Genomic DNA, 16,843 nt, shown 5'->3' with positions numbered 1-16,843 from the left:
GTGGCGGTTGCGTCCCCCGCGACTTTGGCCATCGGTCTCATCACCGCCGCAGCTGTGGCGTTCACCCCGGCGAGCGCGCACGCCGCGCCCAAGCCGGGCGAGAAGCAGCTGCGGGCCGAGCTGAAGAAGCTCAACACCCAGGTCGACAAGCTCATCGAGAGTTACAACGGCAAGCGCGTGGCACTCGCCAAGGCGAAGGAGGCGGAGAAATCCGCCCAGGCGCGCCTGGCCACCGCCGAGACGGCGCTGGTCGAGGCCGAGCGGCGGGTGGCCGAGATCGCCCAGCTGCGCTACCAGGGCAGCGGCGGCACGCTGCCCGGCTTCCTGTACACGCCGGACGCGCCGGGCGCGGCCGTACTGGAGCAGCTCACCGACGAGGAGCAGGCGGTCATCGCGGGCGTCGCCGCCGCCCGCGACGAGAAGAAGAAGGCCGCGGACGCGGCCGCCGCGCTCACCACCCAGATCGCCGGACAGGCGGACGAGGTGGCCAAGGAGCGCGACGAGGCCGAAGGCGTCATCAAGGACATCAAGGACAAGCTCCAGGACCTCATGCCGTACGGCACCGGCAAGCGCAACGACGGATCCTGGGCCCCCGAGCTGCCCTCCGGCTCCGACAACATCACCTCACGGATGCGGATCATCCGCGACGAGATCAAAAAGACCTTCAACCTGCCCTTCGAGGTCGGCTGCTACCGCTCGGGCGGCGGCGGCGAGCACCCGCTCGGCCGGGCCTGCGACTTCATGATGAGCACCGGCGGCTCCATGCCCACCGCCGCCAACCAGGCGCTCGGCGACCAGATCGCGGCCTGGGCGATCAAGAACAAGAACCGCTTCGGCGTGAAGTACGTGATCTGGAAGCAGCGCATCAACATGGGATCGGGATGGCGGGCGATGAGCGACCGCGGCAGCATCACCGAGAACCACTTCGACCACCCGCACATCTCCATGCAGTGAGCGCGCCCCAGTAGTGTGACCCCTCGGATGTGATCACCGGGCAAGGGGGGCACCGTGGCGCTGCAGCCACCACCGGGGCTGGCCATGCTGCTCAACATCGTCGTCTCGTGGCCGCTCGTCGACGAGGACCGGCTGCACGCGGCCGGTACCCAGTGGATCTCCTTCGCGATGACGGCGGTGCGCGTCTCCTCGGCCGCGGCCACGCACGCCGCCCAGACCACCGCGCGCAACGAGGGCGAAGGCGTGCGGGCGTTCGACGGCGAGTGGCGCGACACCTCCGCCCGCACCGGCGACGCGGTCACCGCCGCGCTGCTCATCGGCGGCGCGTTACAGATCTCCGCGATGATCGTGCTGGCCATGAAGGTGGCGCTGATCGTCCTGCTCATACGGCTCGCCCTGCACCTGTCGCGGCTGGTCGCCGCCTCGGGCCCCACCGCCGGCGCCCCGCTCGCCGCCGTGGGTCCCGTCGTGGGCGGCGCCAGGACTGCCGCGCGGGAGATCATCCGCCGGATGGTCGAACTGCTGGAACGCAGCGCGCTGCGCCTGTTCGGACGCGCGTCCGCGCTGCTGCGCAAGCCGGCCTCCAAGACGGGGTCCGGCGCGATCCCGCCCGGCAAGCGGCCGCCGACGCCCGTGCGCGGCCCCGGCAACCACCTCGAGTCGGCGGCCGACAAGAGCGTGGACGTCTCGTCCATCACGCCGTACCCGATCTGGCGGCGGGACCGCCCCCCGGTCTACCGCGCCGAGGACAGGTCTCCCGACGAGATCTTCGAGCGGGGACTGCTGCCGCGCGACCCGTCGATGACGAACCTGTCCGACCACGTGCTCAAGTCCAGGCCGTCCGCCTTCGTCGGGACCAGCACGCGGATGGACATCGACAACACCGTCCCGCGCCGCTTCGTCTACGAGGTCGACGCCCCGGGCGGCATCGACGTCCAGGACACCCTGAAGGCCGCGAGCCACCTGTCCCACGAGCGCGAGATCGCCTTCCCCGGCGGGGTGCACCGGAGATACATCACCGGCGCCTGGCCGCAAGGGGTGCCCAAAACGCCGCAGAACTTCATCCGCAACCCGCACTACGACCCCTTCCCCGGAGGATCGCCGTGAACGACGTCCCACCGCCCCCGCCGCCGATCACCGACGAGCTGCGGCGGCGGGCACGGCAGAGCCCGGGGACCTGGATGTACGCGATCGACCCGTTCTTCGACCCCGGTGGGCAGGTCCCGCCGTACGGGATCATCGGGGCCTGGCAGGTCGACGCGCGCGGTGAGATCACCGGCGAGTTCCGGCACAACGCCGGATACCGGCCCTCGCCGGTGGCGCTGGGCCACCCCGAGCCCACCGACCCGCTCGACCGGGCCCTGCAACTCGCCTCGACCGGCTACGCCACCGGCGACGACATCGTGCCGCTGCTGCTGGCGGCGGAGGTGATCGTGGCCGCCGGGCCGGGCGGCGGGGTGCCGGTGTTCGACACGGGAGAGGGCCGGGCGGCGTTCGCCTACACGGCTCAGGCCCACCTGCCGGAGACCCTGCCGGACGGGGCCATGGACTGGCAGCGTCTGCGCGGGGGCGATCTGGTCGCGCTCCTGCCCGCGGACGTGGGCGTCGTCGTCAACCCGGAAGGACCCGCCGGTGTGCTCCTCGGCCCCGGGGAACTACGCCGGTCATGACCGCTCCAGCAGCCGCCTGACGCGCGCGGCCTCCTCCTCGCCGCGCCGCTCGGCGGCCTGGTAGTTCGCCTCCATGAACCGCACGTCCTCGCCCGAGGTCACCTGCCGCTCCCCCAGCGCCTCGCAGACCTCCAGCGCCTTCCTGGTGACCTCGAGGTAGGCGGCCTTGACCATGGTCGCGGGCACCTCGCCCCAGGGGTCTCCTTCTCCCTCCAGGCCGGCGCGCAGCTCAGCCACCGCCTCCAGCCACGTCGTTCCGGTCTGGCCGAGCCCGGCGCCGGTGCCGCGCAGGTCGGCGTGGGAGACGTCCGGCCCCCGATCGAACCCGTTCACCGCTCCTCCAGCCGGCGCACGACCAGCTCCACCCCGTCGGCGAACTCCGCCAGCCGCCCCAGCACGATGTCGTGCGTTCCGCCCATCGTCTCGGCGAGCCGCCGGGGGTCGGCCGCCTCCAGTCCCGGCACGTTCTCCCGCAGGTCGTCCAGCGCGGCGTTGACCGCGGTGAGGATCTCCCGCGCGAGGTCCTCCGAGGCCATGCGCATGACCCGGGGGTTGAGACGCAGCTCGTGCAACCGTCCGTCCGGCCCGGCCACCGCCCGCACCTGCCCGTCGGCCGCCGCGCCGTCGACCTGGAAGACGGCGTCGGCGGGCGCTTCCTCCGCCCGCTCCAGTGCCTGGAGGGCCTGAGTCAGCATCTCGCCGATGGGGTGCCCGTTCTCGTACATGGATCTATCTCTATCGCCCCCATGCGGCCGCGAACCACCCCATACGGGTGAACAACGGCTACTGGAGCCAGCCGAACAGGCGGGCGGCGGCGTCGCGGGCGATGAGGAAGCCCACGATGGCCAGCGTCCAGCCGACCATGGAGGCGGCGTTCCTGAGGATCCAGTCGCGCAGCTTGGCCAGCTTCGGCTCCAGCCAGTCGCCCGCCAGGCCGCGCCCGGCCATGAGGGCCAGCGGCGGCAGCACCATCACCAGCACGTACCCCGCCAGCACCGGCCCCCACTGCATCGGCGTCAGCCCGGAGGCGGTCATGATGCCGATCGCGGCCAGGTAGGGCGCCATCGTGGCCACCTCGACCACACCCATCGTCAGCGCCAGCGACACCATCGTGCCCGGTCCGCCCAGGCGCGGCTCCCACTGCTTCTTCTGCTTCTTGGAGTCGAAACGCCAGCTCAGCAGGAACAGGCCCACACCGACCGCCAACTGCACCCACAGGAAGGTACGGCTCTGGAAGACGTCACCGAAGTTCTCCAGCAACGCCGACAGGCCCAGCATGAGCGCCACGCCCACCAGGAAGTAGAAGAGCGTGATCGTGGCCAGGTAGATGACCATCCGGCCGACCTGCCTGCGGTCGGAGGCCAGCATCATCACCAAAGGCACACCGAGCGTGCCGAAACTCGTGCTGTCCACCAGGGCGAGCCCCACCAACGTCAGGAGGACTGTTGTCGTCATGGTCACCCATCCTGCCGCCGCGACCGGCGCCCCGACTCCTACGCGCGAGCCAATCCGGTCTACACCTTTCTGCCTACTAGGGCGGACCGGTGGGAGCGTCGAGCTGCTTGACCAGGGTCTTGGGGGCGATCATCCGGTAGGCGTCGGTGACGATCTCCTTGATCTCGGCCCAGTCGACGTCCACGTCGAGGTAGACGCCGAGCCAGCCGCGGTGTCCCACGTACGGCGGGCGGAAGTAGTGCTCCGGGTCCTCCGCCACCAGTTCCTGCTGCACGCCCGGCGGCGCGGCGCACCAGAAGCCGAGCCGGTCGTCGTGGTGATGGTCGGCGAACGTCACGAACGTCTTCTTGTCCCGCACGAACCAGGTGGGCTCGCCGTGGCTGAGCCGTTCCGTCGTCTCCGGCAGGTCCAGGCAGAGGTTCCGCAGGCGTTCCAGCTGGTCCATAGTCTTAGGCTATGCGCATCGAACCACCCGTGGACGGCGACGAGCGAAGCACGCTGGAAGGCTTCCTCGACTACCACCGGCAGACACTGGCCTGGAAGTGCGAGGGGCTCACCGACGAGCAGTTGCGGACGCGGGCCCTGCCGCCGTCCACGATGTCGCTGCTCGGGCTGATCAGGCACATGGCGGAGGTGGAGCGCGGCTGGTTCCGCCGCCGGCTCGGCGGGCAGAACGATCTGCCGTTCATCTACGTCACGTCCGAGGATCCGGACGCCGACTTCGACCGCGTGGACGAGGACGACCGGGCGGGGGCGTTCAAGATGTGGGAGAGCGAGATGGCCGCGGCCCGCGAGGCCGCCGCGGGGGTGCCGCTCGACGGGGTCGTGCACCGCACCCGCGAGCCGCTGACGGTGTCGGTGCGCTGGGTCTACTTCCACATGATCGAGGAGTACGCCCGCCACAACGGCCACGCCGACCTGCTACGCGAGCGGATCGACGGGACCACGGGCGAGTAGGGGCCTCAGCCGGACAGGCGGATCGGGTTGACCAGGTCGGCGTAGACGAGCAGACCGGCCATGATGATCATCACCATGGCCAGCACGTACGTCAGCGGCAGCACCTTCGCGATGTCCACGTGACGGGGCTCAGGCCGGCGGAAGACGCGGGCGAAGGCGCGCTTGAGCCCCTCCCAGAGGCCGCCGGCGATGTGGCCGCCGTCCAGCGGCAGCAGCGGGATCAGGTTGAAGACGCCGATCGCGAGGTTGAAGCCGGCCAGCAGGTTGATGAAGGTGGCGATCTTCTCCTGGCCCGACAGCAGGTCGGAGGCGAGGATCTCGCCGCCCATCCGGCCCGCGCCGACGACGCCGACCGGGCCCTGCCGGTCGCGTTCCTCGCCGGAGAACGCGGCGTGCCAGACGCCGACCATCTTCTCCGGCAGGTTGAGCAGCGACTTGGCCACCTGTCCCGTCAGGCTGACCATGTGCCCGGCCACGGCGCCGATGGACTGCGTCTCGTAGACCTCGGTGGGGGCGACGCCGAGGAAGCCGACATTCTTGTCGATCTTCTTGGTGTCTTCCAGGTTCGGCCGGTCCTGCGCGATCAGGTTGACGTCGAGCGTCATCGGCTGGCCGTTCCTCGTGATGCCGAGCTTGGCCGCGCCCGCGCCGTGCGCGCGGATCTTCTTGGTCGCGTCCTCCCACGAGGTGATCCTCACGCCGTTGAAGGCGACGATCTCGTCGCCCACCTTCAGGCCCGCCTGGGCGGCCGGGGTGGGCCGGTCACCGGGCTTGCACTCCGCGCGCTTCTCCGCGACCGGGATGACGCAGGTGGTGGTCATCGGCGAGACGATCGGCTTGTGGACGGGAACGCCGAAGTACATCAGCACGATGGCGAAGAAGACGAAGGCCAGCACGAAGTTCATCAGCGGGCCGCCGGACATGATGATGACCTTCTGCCACCACTTCTTCCGGTAGAAGACCCGGTTCTCGTCGCCGGGCCGTACCTCTTCCTGCGCCATGTCGCGCGCGGAGTCGATGAGCCCCTGGAAAGGCCCGGTCGAGGCCTTGCGCAGCTTCGTCGGATCGTCACCCGGACGCGGCGGCAGCATCCCGATCATCCGGATGTAGCCGCCGAGGGGGATCCACTTGACCCCGTACTCGGTCTCGCCCTTCCGCTTCGACCACAGGGTCGGCCCGAAGCCCACCATGTACTGCGTCACCCGCACCCCGAAAATCTTCGCGGGGACCATGTGGCCGAGCTCGTGCAGCGCGATGGAGGCCGCCAGGCCAACGAAGAACAAGGCGAATCCCGCGATGGTGAGCCAGATCATCTAGGGGCGCTCCAGGGTCACGGAAGGTCTTGACAGCCCCAGAGTAGTCGAAGTCTCCACACCTGAATGGCTTGCGCACGCTTTGCGGAATCGACAGACTGCGTTGACAGTGCGCAGTCGCACGATCACCCTGGGGTATGACGAAGGGAGCACGTTGATCCGGATCCTCGTTGCCGAACACCTGCCGCTCGTACGGCGAGGCCTGGTGTCCGCGCTGGAAGCCGAGGCAGACCTGTCGGTCGTGGCCGAGCTCGGCAACGGCGAGGACGTGGTGCCGGAAGCCCTGACGCACCTGCCGGCGGCGGCCGTCATCGATCTGGATCTGCCCGGCGGCGGGCTCGCCGTCACCACCCGGCTGCACGAGAAGGCGCCCGGCTGCAAGGTGCTCGTCGTCTCCGCCCACCCCAACGCGGGGCAGGTGCGGGGGGCGTTCGCGGCGCACGCGCTCGGGTTCATGAGCCTCGACGTGGGTCCCGAGCAACTGGCCGAAGGCGTGCGGCAGATCGCGGCCGGCCGGCGGGCGGTGGACTCCGACCTGGCCGTCGCGGCGCTGGAGTCCGCGGCCAACCCCCTGACCCGGCGCGAGCTCGACGTGCTGCGGATCGCGGCCGGTGGAGCGCGGTCCACGGAGATCGCCGATCAGCTGTTCCTCTCGGTGGGGACGGTGCGCAACCACCTGTCGCGCATCATGTGCAAGACCGGCGCGCGCAACCGGCTCGACGCGGTCCGCATCGCCAGCGACTCAGGCTGGCTCTGAAGGATCTCCGCAGGTGGCACACCAGCCGAGGCTCCGGCCGGTGCCCGCGGCCGGGTACGGCGGCGGCCTCCCCCACGTTGGCCACACCGACCACGGACGCGCGGCCCGCGAGCGACCACGGGGCCACCTGGCTTCTGGCCGGGCCCCGGCGGAACCGCGCCGCTCCCCCGGGACCCGGGGATCTTGAGCTGCTCTCAGCGGAGCCGCGCCTCTTTCCGCGCGGCATGGGGGGATCGACCCTCTGAGAATCTCAGGCCGCCACCGGCCCCTGCCAGTGACCGCGCACACCATCTGCGCATGAAAGAGCACACAGGGTCACCCGTGTGAAACGTCACGGCCGCCAGATCAGCACCAGGGCGCAGTCGTCGTTGTGTCCCGACGACATCGAGTTGACCAGCGCGCGGGCGCCGTCACGGAAGCCGTTGGGCAGCAGCCGCTCGGCCTCGCCCAGCAGGCGGTCCAGACCCGCGTCGATGTCGCGGCCCGGCTGCTCGATCAGCCCGTCGGTGTAGAGCAGCAGCGCGTCGCCCTTGCGCAGCACGCCGCTGTCCGGCTCGCAGTGCAGGTCGGGCACCACGCCCAGGACCACGCCCTTGGCCGTGGCCACCTGCCAGCCGCCGGTGCCCGCGTCGAGCTTGACCACGGGCGGGTGCCCGGCCGAGGTGATCGTGTAGGCGCCGGTGGCCAGATTGATGCGTACGTGCACCGCCGTCACGAAGCCCTCGTCGCCGCGCTGGCGGTGAAGGTAGGTGTTGCAGGCGGGCAGGAAGTCGTCGACGGAGCCGAGCAGCCCGCCGAACGTCCCGGACAGCAGCAGCGCCCTGGTGCCGGCGTCGACGCCCTTGCCGGAGACGTCCACGAGCGCGATCTCCAGGTTGTCGCCGTCGCGCATCGAGACGAGGAAGTCTCCGCCGAAGGAGGAGCCTCCGGCCTGCTTGAGCACGACCTTGCCGCCCCAGTCCTTGGGCAGCGCGGGCAGCTCGCCCTGGCTTTTGAGCCGGTCGCGCAGCTCCAGCAGCATCGCGTCGCCGCGCAGGCCCTGCACGCCGAGCTTGCCGCGGGTACGCGCCATGAGCACGGCCAGCACGGTCGTGAACCCGATCGTCACCATGAGCCCGAGCCCGACCCTGCCGACACCCAGCGTGATCGCGATGTACCCCAGCGCCACGGCCACCACTACCAGCAGCTTGGCCAGGCTCCGCAGCCGCAGCTGCAGCCCGCCCACGAGCGTGATGAGGATCAGCAGCGAGGGCGAGAACCACTCCGTCGACACCCGGGCGGCCAGACCTCCGACGACCAGAGTCAGCAAACTGAGGGTGATCGTGAGATTCCGGTCACGCGCCAGCGGTCCCCGCCTGAGGAACCGGACAACGGGCACCAGAAACGGCACCCGCACGAGGAGCGCGCGGAGCCGTGGCGGGATCAGCGGCGCCGGACGGGAACTCATGATGCGGATGACTGTATCGGTCTCATACCCGTTTGGGCAGCCCACTTGACCAACGCCTTGATCATTACGAACGGATATTGGGTGGCCCTACCCCTTTGCCCGCTCTTACGGTGGACGGATGACGTACCCGATCCGTCCCATCGATGAGTCCGAGTGGTCCGCGTACTCACGAGTACTCGGCGAAGGCTTCGGCTGGACCCCCGCCCCAGTGCAGAACGAGCGCTTCAAGGCCCAGACCGAACTCCCCCGCACGCTCGCGGCCTTCGACGGCGACACCGTGGCGGGCGTGACCGCCGTCTTCAGCCTGACCATGACCATCCCGGGCGGAACGCTGCCCGTCGCGGGCGTCACCGCCGTCAGCGTGCTCCCCTCCCACCGCCGCCGCGGACTGCTCACCTCACTCATGCGCCGCCAGCTCAACGACGTGCACGAACGGGGCGAGGCCGTAGCGGCCCTCTACGCCTCGGAGTCGGCCATCTACGGCCGTTACGGGTACGGCAAGGCCGCGTCGGAACTCAGCGTGTCCATCAACAAGACCGGCGCCGCCTTCAAGCGCGACGCGCCTTCCGACCCGGAGCTGCGGCTGCGGGTGGCGAGGCCGGCCGACGTACGCGAGCAGCTGGAGAACGTGCTCGCCGAGGTCATCACCCGCCGCCCCGGCCGCTACGCCAGGAACGAGCACTTCTGGAACGGCGCCCTGGCCGACGAGGAAGCCGACCAGGGCGGCAACGGCACCCTGCGCTGCGTCCTGGCCGAGGACGACGGCGGCGTACGGGGATATGCGTTGTTCCGCATCAAGTCGTCCTGGGACGACGACGGCATCCCGAACGGCGAACTGAAACTCCACGAGATCGAGGCCAAGGACCCCGCCGCGCACGCCGCGCTGTGGCGCAGCATCCTGGACCGCGACCTCGTCACCAAGGTCACCGCCGGCATCGCGGTCGACGACCCGATCACCGCGCTCCTCGCCGACCCGCGCCAGTTGCGCGCCGGGTGGTCCGATGAGTTGTGGGTGCGGGTGGTGGACGTGGAGAAGGCGCTGGCGGCTCGCGCCTACTCGGCGCCCGTGGACGTCGTCATCGAGGTCGAGGACGACGTGTGCGAGTGGAACGCCCGCCGCTGGCGGCTGACCGCCGACACCACGAGCGCCTCCTGCAAGGCGACGGAGGAGCCGGCCGACATCACGCTGCCGGCGTCGGCGCTGGGCACGGCGTACCTGGGCGACGGCCAGCTGACCACGCTGCTGGAGGCGGGCCTGCTGTCGGAACACACGCCCGGCACGGTCCGTACGCTGGCCACGGCCATGTCGTGGAGCCCGAAGCCGTGGGCGGGGATGGTCTTCTGACGTAGGGTCGGGGGCATGGCACTGCAGAGCCTGCAAATCACCGCGATCACCGCGATGCGCGCGCGAGACGTGTCACGGCCGAGCAAGGAACAACAGGAATCAGCCGACCGCCGCCCCCTACGCGACGAAACCCCCCGCCGCGACCCCAAACGCCCCACCCCCCAACCCCACTGACCCGCCACCCCCCACCAAGCGGCGAACTCAAAGCGGATTGTCGTTGAGCTTCTTCGCCATCTTCCTGGCCTCGAGTCCTCCGTAATCGGCCTCCCGCCACTTCGGAGGATCGCCCGGGATGTCACCGCTGCCCGGAAGGGCGTAGATGGCCACGGTCCTACCTTGGCGCATGACGGTGGCCGCATCTATTGAGGCGACCTTGAACATGTTCACCATGAACGCCTCGTCCCCTATACCTGTGGCCTTTACCCGGTAGGTGAAGTGGTTGCGGTTTCGCTTGGCGCACCGGCGGAGGTCCGAGCGCAGGCCCTTCATAGCCGCGCGTGCGGCCATCTCATCGCGGTAGACGATCACCTGTTCGGAGTAGTCGCCGTCCCACGTGACCGAACGCCCCGTGATGGTACGCGCGGACTGGCGACTCTTGTCGGTCCGCTTTCCCGTAGCACAAGGGTCGATCAGCAATGGCTCTTCCAGGCGGTCACTGACCTTCCATTGCATGCGTGTGCGGACGACCTTCTTCTCCAGCCTCTTCCTCGCCGCCTTGCTCTCATACAGCAGGAAACCCTTGGGGATGGCTGTCTTGACGGCCGTGTGCGCAGCCACGCTCGCTGTAGCCGGAGCCTGGTTCCCGGTAAGTGCGAGCGTGGTCAAGCCGATCACGGTCGTTAAGGCGATCACTGCGGTCGGCAGCCCCCGGGCCTTGCGGGTCGGACCAGGCCACACCTGGCATTCCTGGCGGGTATCCACTGTGGCTCCTCCTGACGGTGGTATCGATCGGTAAGTTGAGATGCGGAAGCCACCCGATTTGTTCACTACGTACGAGATCGGCCCCGCCATCTGTTGAGCGCCACGCGCGACGGCACGGCGGCATCTCGTGAAGCGGCACCCCCACGCTTTTTCCGGCGCCGCGCGGTGGGATGGGGGTCGGTGGTGCCCGGCGCCGTCTTGCGGCGGGCGGGGTGGGGCATGGTGGGTGGGCAAGGGCGGAGTTGTTACGGCGGGCGGCCCCGTGAGCCCTCACGACCATCGCTCGACAGACCCCAGCGCACGACGGCGGGGCGGGCAAGCCAGGCCCCGCCGTAACACAGCAAAAGGCCCGTAACAGGAACAGAGCCGCTACACGGAGCTAGAGGAACAGTCCCCCCGTGGCGAGGAGGTTTTGGCCGGTGAGCCAGGCGGCGTCGGGGCTGCAGAGGAGGGCGATCACGGAGGCGACGTCGGTGGGGGCGCCAAGGCGTTGGAGGGCGGTGTAGGCGGGGATCGTGGCCAGGGCCTCGGGTGGGTTGGTGGAGCGGAGCATGTCGGTGTCCGTCGCGCCCGGGGAGACGACGTTGACGGTGATGCCGCGTCCGCCCAGCTCCCGTGCCGCGACCTTGGCGAACTGCTCCACCGCCGCCTTGCTCCCCGCGTACAGGGTCAGGCCGGGGGCGGGCATGGCGGTGTTGAGGGTGGAGAGGTTGATGATCCGGCCGCCGTCGCGCATGACGCGCCCGGCCCATTGGATGGCGAGGAAGGTGGCCTTGGCGTTGACGTTGAAGACCCGGTCGAACGCCTCGTCGTCGATGTCGCCGATGAGGGTGGGGGTGCTTTCCGCGGCGTTGTTCACGAGGATGTCGAGGCCGGGGAGGATCTTCTCCGCCTCGGCGAACAGCCGGTCCAGGTCGGCGCGCGAGCCCTGGTCGGCCTGTACGGCGTGGGCTCCGGTCGACTCCGACACCTCGCGGGCGGCGTCCGCGTCGCCGCGGTAGGTGAAGACGACCTGGGCGCCGTCGGCCGCCAGGCGTTCGACGACGGCGCGGCCGATGCCGCGCGAACCACCGGTTACCAATGCTCCTTTGCCCGAAAGATCAGTCATGGTGACAAACCTACGCCTGCAGCATGATCTTGCGGGCGGCCTCCTTGGACAGATGGTCGATGTACAACTTGCCGTCCAGATGGTCCGTCTCGTGCTGGAAGCAGCGTGCCAGGGAGCCGCGGGCCTTGACGCGCAGCGGACGTCCCAGGCGGTCGAGTCCCTCCACGGTGACCCCGGCGGCGCGGGGGGTCTGGGCGTATTGGGGCTTGCCGGTCGTACGATCCGGCACCGACAGGCAGCCCTCCTCATCCATGACCGGGGCGGGGTCGTCCACGGTCAGCACCGGGTTGACCATGTGGCCCTTGCGTCCGCTGATGTCGTACACGAACAGCCGCCGCGACACCCCGATCTGCGGACCGGCCAGGCCGACGCCGTCCACCGCGTACATGGCCTGGAACATCTCGTCGATCAGCTTGCGCAGCTCCCTGTCGAAGTCGCCGACCGGCTCGGCCGGTGTGCGCAGGACGGGGTCGCCGATCACGCGGATCTCACGCATGGATGCTCCGTAAGGGTTGCCGTAGACGAACGCTGATTACCTTAGCCAGCGCGCGGTCAGGTGCGGCCTGCCGTGGCGGACCGTGTGGAAGACTGGTCCGGTGCGTGTCTACATCGGTGCCGACCATGCCGGCTATGAGCTGAAGAACCACCTGGTGTCCTGGATGAAGGACAAAGGCCACGAGGTGATCGACTGCGGCCCCGCCGTCTACGACGCGGAGGACGACTACCCGGCGTTCTGCCTGCGCGCGGCCGAGGGCGTCGCCGGCGACCCGGGCAGCCTGGGCGTCGTCATCGGCGGTTCCGGCAACGGGGAGCAGATCGCGGCCAACAAGGTCCGTGGCATCCGCGCGGCGCTGGCGTGGAGCGAGGAGACGGCCCAGCTCGCCCGCGAACACAACAACGCCAACGTGATCGGCGTGGGGGCGCGCATGCACACGGCGGAGGAGGCCACCCGGTTCGTCGAGGTCTTCCTCACCACCACCTTCAGCGGCGCCGAGCGCCACAGCCGCCGCATCGCCCAACTCGAAACCTACGAAACCATCGGCCAGCTGCCAGCCCTCCCCGACAGCGCGTAGCGGCACTTTTTCTGCTGTTCTTGCCGTGTTGCGGCGAGGTGTCTGTTACGGGCCTTTTGCTGTGTTACGGCGAGGCCTGGCTTGCCCGCCCCGCCGTCGTGCGCTGGGGTCTGTCGAGCGATGGTCGTGAGGGCTCACGGGGCCGCCCGCCGTAACAACTCCGCCCTTGCCCACCCACCATGCCCCACCCCGCCCGCCGCAAGACGGCGCCGCACACCACCGACCCCCATCCCACCGCGCGGCGCCGGGAAAAGCGCGGGGGTGCGCCGCCGTAAGGCGGCGGCTGTTAGGCGGCGCTTGAGACCGTTGGCCCCCTCCCAGCACGGCGGCGCCAGGGGGTGCGTCGGAGGGTGTCGCAAGGAGTTGGGCAGCGGTGTCTCGTGTGGGGCGGGTTGTGGTGGTGAGAGGGGGTGTGGTGGGTCAGAGTTGGAGGCTTTTGGTTTCCAGGTATTCGTCCAGGCCGGGTTCGCCCATTTCTCGGCCGATTCCGGATTGTTTGTAGCCGCCGAACGGGGCCTGGGGGTTGAAGGGGCCGCCGTTGATGGTTACCTGGCCGGTGCGTAGGCGGCGGGCTACCGCCACGGCGCGGTCTTCCGTGCCGGCCCATACCGCGCCGGACAGTCCGTATTTGGTGCCGTCGGCTATCTGGACGGCCTCGTCTTCCGACAGGTACGGGATGATCGACAGGACCGGGCCGAAGATCTCCTCCTGCTCGATCGTCATCCCGGGCGAGACCGCGGCGAAGATCGTGGGCTCCACGTAGAAGCCTCTGGGGTGGGGGGGTTCGGTGCCGCCGTACACCAGGCGGGCACCCTCTTCCTGGCCTCGGTTGATGTAGTGGACGACGCGGTCGCGCTGGGCGGCCGAGACCAGGGGGCCCAGGCGGTTGTTCTCGTCGAAGGGGTCGCCGACGGTGTATTTGGCCGCCGCCTCCACTGCCAGGCCTACCGCCTCGTCGTACTGGTCGCGGTGGACGAGCATGCGGGTCCACGCCGAGCAGGTCTGGCCGGAGTTGACGAAGCAGTTGGCCACGCCGACCTTCACCGCGGCGCGCAGGTCGGCGTCCGGGAGGATGATGTTGGCGGACTTGCCGCCCAGCTCCAGGGCGACCCGCTTCACCGTTTCGGCGGCCAGCGAGGCCACTCGGCGGCCGGCGATGGTGGAGCCGGTGAAGGAGACGAGGTCCACCTCGGGGTGGGTGGCCATGGCCTCGCCGACGATCGGGCCGCGACCGCTGACCAGGTTGAAGACGCCCGGCGGCAGGCCCACGGCGTGGAAGATGTCGGCCAGCGCGTACGCGGCCAGCGGGGCCACTTCGCTGGGCTTCAGGACCACCGTGCAGCCGGCGGCCAGGGCCGGGGCCACCTTGCAGATGATCTGGTGGAGCGGGTAGTTCCACGGGGTGATGGCGGCCACGACCCCCACGGGCTCCCTGACGATCAGGGAGTTGGCCACGCGCTGCTCGCGCGGGTGGGTTTCGGCGAGTTCGGCGTAACCGGCCAGTACGCCCGCCGGCATCAGCGTCTGCACCTTCAGGGCGAAGCCGAGCGGCGCGCCCATGTCGGTGGCGATGGTCTGGGCGATGTCCCCGGCGCGCTCGGTCAGCAGGTCGGCGGCTGCGGCCAGCAGTTTGCCGCGCTCACCGCCGCCGGTCGCCGACCAGGAGGGGAAGGCCGCGCGTGCGGCTCTGACGGCAGCCTCGACGTCGTCGGGGGCTCCCGCCGGCACCCGATCGATGATCTCCTCTGTCGCGGGGTTGACGACGTCGATCGCCTCTCCCGACGCGGAAGCGGTCCAGGCACCGCCGATATAGAGCTGACGCATAGCCCCCATCCTCGCGCGCCCGCCGTCACATTGCGAGGGCTTGGCACATCACGTGGTGCGCCTGCTCCACCGCTCGCACGTCGCATTCCGGCTGGACGTGAGTGCGGGCCGTGGCCAGGACCCGGTCACCTTCTTCCAGCAGCGTACGGCGAAGCGCCGTGGAAAGCGGCAGATGTCCGAGATCCTGGAAAACTCGCAGGATTCGCACCAGCACCACGGGATTGTCCCTGGCCGACACCCGGATCATCCCGAAGGCGTGCTCGGCCAGTCTGGCGGTGTCGGTGCGCCAGGTGACCAGGCGTACCCGTCCGCGCCGGTCGGTGCGGCCTTCTGGCTCGGCCGGGATCGGGATGAGCCGGCGGAAGGCCTCGCCGAGCCATTCGACGCAGGCCAGCCCGGTGTTGGTGTCGTTGATCGCGCGCGACAGCGCGCGCAGGGCGATCTCCACGATCCGGTTGACCGGCCCGACGACGGTGGAGCCGGTGCGGGGCAGCGGGCACAGGGTGATCCAGCGGTCCATCCGCCGCAGGTCGCCGCGGGTGAGGGTGACCGGGGTGGAGGTGACGGCCACGGGCGTTCCCTGGATGACGAACGTGCCGGGCAGGTGGACGAGCGTGACGACGGTGTCGCGGCGCACCGCCCATCGCACGATCGGGCGGTCGTGGACGAGGTCCAGGTAGCCGGAGCGGGCGGCCAGGATCGCGCTGCCCTCCGCCGCGGGCGGTTCCGCCGGCTCGCCTTCGAAGTCGCGGTGGAGCAGCCAGTCGACCTCGCGTACCAGCCGGGGCAGGACGACGGGGATGCGGACCTCGCTGACGACCGCCTGCACGAACAGCACGAGCATCACCAGGCAGGCGCCGGTGAGCAACTGGGTGGCGAACAGGCCGAGCGACGGGATGACCACGTCGCGGCTCATGGAGCTGGTGGTGCGGTTGCCGAAGATCCAGGTGCCGAGGAAAAGCCCGATGGTGACCTGGACGACCCGGTTGCGCAGGAAGTCGCCGATCAGGCGCGGGCCGAGCTGGGAGGAGGCGAGCTGGACGGCGACCAGCGTGAGCGAGATCAGCAGCGTGATGGTGCTGATCAGCGCGCCGGTCAGCGTCGAGAGGCTGCCCTTCACGCCCTCCTTCAGGTCGCTCAGGAGCGAGGCGTCGGCGGGCAACGTGAACTGGTGCAGCTCCAGCTCCTCCAGGAGCGCCTGCGCGGCCGTGCTGCGCTCCAGCGCCACCTGCAGTTCCTCGACCGCGTACGCGCCGAGGTAGGCGCCGGACATCATCAGCAGCGGCACGAACCAGATCGTGTCCCGCAGGCGCTCCCCACGCGGCTTCAGCGAGAGGTAGGCGCCGATTCCCCCGAACCGTCCCACGCAGGGGGTTCTACCCGAATACCGGCTCCTTGGTACGTGTGCGCTTGAGCTCGAAGAAGTCCTCGAATTCGGTCACGAGCCGCACGCCGTCCCAGAGGCGGCCGGCGTCCTCCCCGCGCGGGATCGAGGTGATCACGGGGCCGAAGAACGCGTTGGCGCCGACGCGGATGACCGGGGTGCCGACTTCCTGGCCGACGAGTCCGATGCCCTCGTCGTGGGAGGCGCGCACGTCGTCGTCGTACTCCTCGGAGGTCATGGCGGCGGCGAGTTCGGGGTCCAGGCCGGCGGCGCCCAGCGCGGCCTCGACCAGCTCGCGCAGCTTGCCGAGGCGCTTGATGCCGCGCTCGTTGTGCAGGCGGGTGCCGAGTTCGGTGTACAGGGGGCCGACGGCGGCCTCGCCGTACTTCTGCCTGGCCGCGGCGACGACGCGGACCGGCTCGATGGCCCGCGCGATCTGCTCGCGGTAGGCCTCGGACACATCCTTGCCCTCGTTCAGCACGTTGAGGCTCATGATGTGCCAGCGGATCTCGATGGGCCGGACCTGCGCCACCTCGGTGAGCCACCGGGAGGTGACCCACGCGTAGGGGCAGAAAGGATCGAACCAGAGATCTACAGGAGTCTTCTCAGTCACGCAGGGTCATAACCTGGAGGGG

19 protein-coding genes are annotated in these 16,843 nt (G+C 69.8%); 7 read left to right on the top strand and 12 right to left on the bottom strand.

Annotated features, from left to right (window positions below; genetic code table 11):
- Genes ACFWYW_RS28245 through ACFWYW_RS28235 form a run of 3 tightly spaced genes read left to right on the top strand, consistent with a single transcriptional unit; the run spans nt 1 to nt 2,624 of the window.
- Nucleotides 1-954 carry a coiled-coil domain-containing protein gene (locus tag ACFWYW_RS28245; protein ID WP_379615070.1) on the top strand — a complete coding sequence of 318 codons (954 nt, stop codon included), beginning with the start codon at nt 1-3 and terminating at the stop codon, nt 952-954.
- A 54-nt stretch (nt 955-1,008) separates the two neighbouring features.
- The gene (locus ACFWYW_RS28240) at nt 1,009-2,061 is read left to right on the top strand and encodes a hypothetical protein (protein ID WP_379615068.1); all 1,053 of its coding nucleotides are present in this window, start codon (nt 1,009-1,011) and stop codon (nt 2,059-2,061) included.
- On the top strand, nt 2,058-2,624 hold the full coding sequence (locus ACFWYW_RS28235) for a type VII secretion system-associated protein (protein ID WP_379615066.1): 567 nt from the start codon (nt 2,058-2,060) through the stop codon (nt 2,622-2,624). The genes ACFWYW_RS28240 and ACFWYW_RS28235 overlap by 4 nt, the downstream gene beginning before the upstream one ends.
- Here ACFWYW_RS28235 and ACFWYW_RS28230 read toward each other — a convergent pair.
- The 4 genes from ACFWYW_RS28230 to ACFWYW_RS28215 form a co-directional block, all read right to left on the bottom strand.
- Nucleotides 2,619-2,957 (bottom strand): hypothetical protein, encoded by a 339-nt coding sequence (locus ACFWYW_RS28230; protein WP_379615064.1) that lies wholly within the window; start codon nt 2,955-2,957, stop codon nt 2,619-2,621. The two genes, ACFWYW_RS28235 and ACFWYW_RS28230, sit on opposite strands and share 6 nt — an antisense overlap.
- Complete coding sequence (locus ACFWYW_RS28225; protein WP_379615062.1) at nt 2,954-3,349, bottom strand: YbaB/EbfC family nucleoid-associated protein; 396 nt, start codon at nt 3,347-3,349, stop codon at nt 2,954-2,956. Before ACFWYW_RS28225 ends, ACFWYW_RS28230 begins: the two co-directional genes overlap by 4 nt.
- A 58-nt stretch (nt 3,350-3,407) precedes the next feature.
- Complete coding sequence (locus ACFWYW_RS28220) at nt 3,408-4,079, bottom strand: GAP family protein (protein ID WP_379615060.1); 672 nt, start codon at nt 4,077-4,079, stop codon at nt 3,408-3,410.
- Between the two features lie 76 nt (nt 4,080-4,155).
- Complete coding sequence (locus tag ACFWYW_RS28215) at nt 4,156-4,524, bottom strand: MmcQ/YjbR family DNA-binding protein (RefSeq protein WP_379615058.1); 369 nt, start codon at nt 4,522-4,524, stop codon at nt 4,156-4,158.
- Between the two features lie 11 nt (nt 4,525-4,535).
- On the opposite strand from ACFWYW_RS28215, the gene ACFWYW_RS28210 reads away from it, so the two are divergent.
- Nucleotides 4,536-5,036, top strand: coding sequence for a DinB family protein (locus tag ACFWYW_RS28210; RefSeq protein ID WP_379615056.1), 501 nt, complete (start codon nt 4,536-4,538; stop codon nt 5,034-5,036).
- 5 nt (nt 5,037-5,041) lie between these two features.
- Here ACFWYW_RS28210 and ACFWYW_RS28205 read toward each other — a convergent pair whose 3' ends face one another.
- Nucleotides 5,042-6,349: a M50 family metallopeptidase gene (locus ACFWYW_RS28205; RefSeq protein ID WP_379615054.1), complete on the bottom strand. Its 1,308-nt coding sequence runs from the start codon at nt 6,347-6,349 to the stop codon at nt 5,042-5,044.
- Nucleotides 6,350-6,503: 154 nt separating this feature from the next.
- Here ACFWYW_RS28205 and ACFWYW_RS28200 point away from each other — a divergent pair, with 154 nt between their 5' ends.
- Entirely contained in the window at nt 6,504-7,106 is a 603-nt protein-coding gene (locus tag ACFWYW_RS28200) for a response regulator transcription factor (RefSeq protein WP_379615052.1), read from the top strand.
- Between the two features lie 331 nt (nt 7,107-7,437).
- On the opposite strand, the gene ACFWYW_RS28195 is transcribed toward ACFWYW_RS28200, so the two are convergent.
- Nucleotides 7,438-8,553, bottom strand: coding sequence for a PP2C family protein-serine/threonine phosphatase (locus tag ACFWYW_RS28195; protein WP_379615050.1), 1,116 nt, complete (start codon nt 8,551-8,553; stop codon nt 7,438-7,440).
- A 118-nt stretch (nt 8,554-8,671) separates the two neighbouring features.
- Between ACFWYW_RS28195 and ACFWYW_RS28190 the strand changes: the two genes are divergently transcribed.
- The gene (locus tag ACFWYW_RS28190) at nt 8,672-9,898 is read left to right on the top strand and encodes a GNAT family N-acetyltransferase (RefSeq protein WP_379615048.1); all 1,227 of its coding nucleotides are present in this window, start codon (nt 8,672-8,674) and stop codon (nt 9,896-9,898) included.
- A gap of 201 nt (nt 9,899-10,099) precedes the next feature.
- Here ACFWYW_RS28190 and ACFWYW_RS28185 read toward each other — a convergent pair whose 3' ends face one another.
- The 3 genes from ACFWYW_RS28185 to def all read right to left on the bottom strand — a co-directional run bounded on the left by ACFWYW_RS28185 (nt 10,100) and on the right by def (nt 12,423).
- Nucleotides 10,100-10,819: a hypothetical protein gene (locus ACFWYW_RS28185; protein WP_379615046.1), complete on the bottom strand. Its 720-nt coding sequence runs from the start codon at nt 10,817-10,819 to the stop codon at nt 10,100-10,102.
- Between the two features lie 379 nt (nt 10,820-11,198).
- On the bottom strand, nt 11,199-11,927 hold the full coding sequence (locus ACFWYW_RS28180; RefSeq protein WP_379615044.1) for an SDR family oxidoreductase: 729 nt from the start codon (nt 11,925-11,927) through the stop codon (nt 11,199-11,201).
- 10 nt (nt 11,928-11,937) lie between these two features.
- Nucleotides 11,938-12,423 carry a peptide deformylase gene (gene def, locus ACFWYW_RS28175; protein ID WP_379615043.1) on the bottom strand — a complete coding sequence of 162 codons (486 nt, stop codon included), beginning with the start codon at nt 12,421-12,423 and terminating at the stop codon, nt 11,938-11,940.
- Nucleotides 12,424-12,523: 100 nt separating this feature from the next.
- Between def and ACFWYW_RS28170 the strand changes: the two genes are divergently transcribed.
- Nucleotides 12,524-13,000: a ribose-5-phosphate isomerase gene (locus ACFWYW_RS28170; protein WP_379615041.1), complete on the top strand. Its 477-nt coding sequence runs from the start codon at nt 12,524-12,526 to the stop codon at nt 12,998-13,000.
- Between the two features lie 420 nt (nt 13,001-13,420).
- Here ACFWYW_RS28170 and ACFWYW_RS28165 read toward each other — a convergent pair whose 3' ends face one another.
- From ACFWYW_RS28165 to ACFWYW_RS28155, 3 genes are read right to left on the bottom strand one after another with little or no spacing between them, the layout of a single operon-like run.
- Nucleotides 13,421-14,824, bottom strand: a complete 1,404-nt coding sequence (locus tag ACFWYW_RS28165; RefSeq protein WP_379615039.1) for an aldehyde dehydrogenase family protein — start codon at nt 14,822-14,824, stop codon at nt 13,421-13,423.
- Nucleotides 14,825-14,849: 25 nt separating this feature from the next.
- Nucleotides 14,850-16,190 carry a DUF2254 domain-containing protein gene (locus ACFWYW_RS28160; RefSeq protein WP_379615037.1) on the bottom strand — a complete coding sequence of 447 codons (1,341 nt, stop codon included), beginning with the start codon at nt 16,188-16,190 and terminating at the stop codon, nt 14,850-14,852.
- A gap of 10 nt (nt 16,191-16,200) precedes the next feature.
- Nucleotides 16,201-16,821 (bottom strand): DsbA family protein, encoded by a 621-nt coding sequence (locus tag ACFWYW_RS28155; protein WP_379615035.1) that lies wholly within the window; start codon nt 16,819-16,821, stop codon nt 16,201-16,203.
- Nucleotides 16,822-16,843: the final 22 nt, after the last annotated feature.

The organism is Nonomuraea sp. NPDC059023, from assembly GCF_042740095.1.
Taxonomy (GTDB): domain Bacteria; phylum Actinomycetota; class Actinomycetes; order Streptosporangiales; family Streptosporangiaceae; genus Nonomuraea.
Note: the sequence above shows the minus strand (reverse complement) of the source record. Positions and strands in the feature narration are given on the sequence as shown.